The organism is Mycobacterium sp. (assembly GCF_032159765.1).
GTDB lineage: Bacteria > Actinomycetota > Actinomycetes > Mycobacteriales > Mycobacteriaceae > Mycobacterium.
Genome location: NZ_JAVHWM010000176.1, coordinates 1 through 2,879 on the forward strand (window position 1 = coordinate 1; position 2,879 = coordinate 2,879).

At 63.2% G+C, this 2,879-nt stretch carries 5 protein-coding genes; all 5 read right to left on the bottom strand.

Annotated features, from left to right (window positions below):
* Positions 1–121: 121 nt before the first annotated feature.
* The 5 genes from QOH60_RS21645 to QOH60_RS21665 all read right to left on the bottom strand — a co-directional run bounded on the left by QOH60_RS21645 (position 122) and on the right by QOH60_RS21665 (position 2,517).
* On the bottom strand, positions 122–496 hold the full coding sequence (locus tag QOH60_RS21645; RefSeq protein ID WP_526423921.1) for a hypothetical protein: 375 nt from the start codon (positions 494–496) through the stop codon (positions 122–124).
* A 139-nt stretch (positions 497–635) separates the two neighbouring features.
* On the bottom strand, positions 636–863 hold the full coding sequence (locus QOH60_RS21650) for a hypothetical protein (RefSeq protein ID WP_526423922.1): 228 nt from the start codon (positions 861–863) through the stop codon (positions 636–638).
* Positions 864–1,174: 311 nt separating this feature from the next.
* Entirely contained in the window at positions 1,175–1,828 is a 654-nt protein-coding gene (locus QOH60_RS21655; protein ID WP_526423923.1) for a hypothetical protein, read from the bottom strand.
* Positions 1,829–1,860: 32 nt separating this feature from the next.
* Positions 1,861–2,010, bottom strand: coding sequence for a hypothetical protein (locus QOH60_RS21660; protein WP_526423924.1), 150 nt, complete (start codon positions 2,008–2,010; stop codon positions 1,861–1,863).
* Positions 2,011–2,355: 345 nt separating this feature from the next.
* On the bottom strand, positions 2,356–2,517 hold the full coding sequence (locus tag QOH60_RS21665) for a hypothetical protein (RefSeq protein ID WP_526423925.1): 162 nt from the start codon (positions 2,515–2,517) through the stop codon (positions 2,356–2,358).
* Between the last annotated feature and the right edge of the window lie 362 nt (positions 2,518–2,879).

Sequence of the window (2,879 nt, forward strand, 5' to 3'; positions counted from 1 at the left end):
TAGCCGTTTTTCAACCGCTGCCGCTCACCGATCTCCCAACGGGAATACTCCTTCTCTTCCTCCGCAGCGACAAACGCGTACGCACCGCTGGGGTCGACGATCCGTTGGGCGACCCTGGCCATCAGCGAGGTACCCCCCACCGCGCCCGCGACGCCTTCTGATGCCGCTCCGACACCGCGCCCCCGAGGCCAGGATTCACCTTCGCCAACAGATCGACCACCTGCCGATCAAGCGACCGCTTCTCCGCAGACAGCTTCACCAACAACGACGCACGCGCCTCGCCGGCCCGCTCCGTGTCGAACACCGCCTGGATCACCTCGGCACGGTCGGCAGTCGAACAGGCCGACTCCAACGCCACAAGCTCCTGCTCGGTCCACTCCAATGCTTGATCGCCGGGCTGACCCATCTCACTTGATGCCCGACGAAGCGCCGAATCCATGTCGAGCCGCAACCGAGCACCGGCCGTGACAACTGCCTCAGCACTCCCCCCGGCCATTAGTTAGCCCGCCTTCCCGAAAATCCGGGGTGCATGCAGGCACAGGCGGACGCTATGCCGATTCGGGGTCCGGGTTGGCGGGTTAGGGGTCCTACCCCCAGGGGTGTTGACCTGCGGGTATCGTTGTGCGCTGGGTTCATTAGACCGTTGATCCCTGCCAGGGTTGGTGGCACGGGAACCGGTCGAGCATGTCGAACAGGTCCGTCAGCTCACGCTTGACGCCACCCGGCCATTCGTTGCCCACCTCCAGCCAGAGGGTCTGCTGCTTCGCACACCAGCAGGTGCACGGCTGCGGCCACAACCGCGGTTCCACCAACTCCGCCGGCCTGCGGTGGTGTCCCGCTACCCCGCCGATGTCGAAGCGCACGACGCCGACGAGGGTAGCGGGACACCGCCTCTCTCTTGCTTGCCAAGGGATGGGGGTTAGGCCCGTTGCCCCGAGGACGTGTCGATCACGCGAATCCGCCGCGACCGGCGACGCCCTTCGGGGGTCCGGTGTTCCCGGGCGGTGAACCGTGGGTCTGCAGGAGACGGCAGACCGGTGGCTGGTGGCCCGGTGGTGACCCGTTGCGCGGCTCGGGTTAGGAGTTCCGGCGCAGCTGACGGGCCTTCGCGCGACCCCGGCCAGCTCCAAGTGCTGGTCGGTCCTTGTGGTCGCGCTGCTCGTGGGGGTCATCATCAGCCGCCGACGTTGACCCACACCATCTCGTTATCACTGTTTGGCACCCAGGTGCGTTCGGCGCCCTCGGCGATGTTGCGCAGCACGCTGTCTACGTTCTCTCCGCCCAGGAAATCTTGCAGTTCCGAAGGGGCACTGACCTTGAAGGTGGCGGCGTCGGCGAGTCGGCTGGTTGTGCTGTCTTCCGGGAGATCGGCCAGTTGCTGAAGCCATATGACGCGGACGGTCATCTGGCCCGGCGTCGAGGAGCCGTCTGCGAACTGTGTAACCACGTTCGACCAATCCGCGCCCGGTTTGTCGAAGGCGTGTGCGGCGATTGCCCGCGCTAAACTTTCATCGCCGTACAGACGGGCCTGCTCAAGCTCTTTGAGGGCCTTAGCTGGGTCGTTGATTTGTTGGGCCCTTTCGCGTGCGTCGCGGAACAGCAGGATGTCGTCGTTCGTGGCGGCGACTCCAGGGCCGAACAAGCTGCTGTGTAACGATTTGCGGCGGTCTTCGATCGCCGTCTTGTGGTCGTCGAGAAGGCGCTTCGCCTCCGCGCGCGCGTGCACGGTGACTTTGGCCAACTCCTGCGTCCGGGCCTTGGCGGTGTAGCGGGTGTCTGCCCGGATGGCCGCGACCTGTTCTGCCAAATTGCGTCGGATTGCCGCCATCTGCTGGGGCGCATCCCCGTAACTATGAAGTGTCACTTGCTATCTCCCAACGGTGTTTGATTGTCCCTGACGTCACTTGTGTCGTCATGCGGCCGGACGCGGTCCACGAGTGCAATCCACTCGTCGTTGCTCAAGCTCCGCAGATGCTGCTCGAACGCGTCGGCGATGATGTTGGTCGCCACGACTTTTCTCCTGTCCGTACTCGAGAACCGCTGAGAGTCTGAAAAGCAGTCGGCCGCCGATCTTTTCGCCGTCCAAGTCGTTAGCGATCCGTTGCACGTGCCTAGGTGTCAGACACAACACGAGCGCTACCTCTTTCGTGCTCATCAATCTCTCTTCGGCGAATTGTTCTCCCTCACTGCCGGATTCATGTCGCCTGCCGGACATCGCGCTGGTCAACGATGCCAAGTCGAACCGGCGGCCTAACCGCAGCATCCACTCCGGGACTGGAACTCCCGCACGCCGCCGGCGGTCGATCGTTTCGGTGACGCAAAACAGCGCAGCCTCGATTTCGTCGTCGGTGAACCTCACGGCTCCTCGCTATCGCGTACTGCCCACATCTCGCCGGCGGCTTCGTCGAAGTCGATGCGGGCTCCCCAATCTCGGGTCGCAAGGAATGCCAAACTTACGGTTGCGATGTCAGTGCCCATTGCGTCTCGGGGTGCGTCGAGAAGCGGAAAGTCGGTCATTTTTCAGGTTTCCTTTCAGAAGGGGCATTCGTCGGTTGAGGTATTGCCGGGCTTGAGCCATCCGCATCCGGGTTCATGTGCGGCCGTTGGGTAGCAGCGCATCTCACCGCATCCGGGTTGATGCCAGTAGGGGTTCACGGCGCTGCAGAACTGGCAGACGCTCATTCCAGCGGGGGTGCCGTCCTCTATCCGCATCAGCGGCCCTCCAACATGGCGTTCGCCTTCTCCAAGGCGCATTCCTTACAGCGTCCCTTGGTGTTGTCGGGAGCCAGTTCCGCACCGCATTGGGTGCAAATGTGTGTTACGTCTGTTTCGTTTGTTACGGCGTCATCGGGACTGGGCGTAACAGTCGTAACGGACGT

What these genes read in the sequence shown, in the direction of transcription:
- QOH60_RS21645 (WP_526423921.1), bottom strand. Translation starts at nt 496, where the DNA reads ATGGCCGGGGGGAGTGCTGAGGCAGTTGTCACGGCCGGTGCTCGGTTG.
- QOH60_RS21655 (WP_526423923.1), bottom strand. Translation starts at nt 1,828, where the DNA reads ATGGCGGCAATCCGACGCAATTTGGCAGAACAGGTCGCGGCCATCCGG.
- QOH60_RS21665 (WP_526423925.1), bottom strand. Translation starts at nt 2,517, where the DNA reads ATGACCGACTTTCCGCTTCTCGACGCACCCCGAGACGCAATGGGCACT.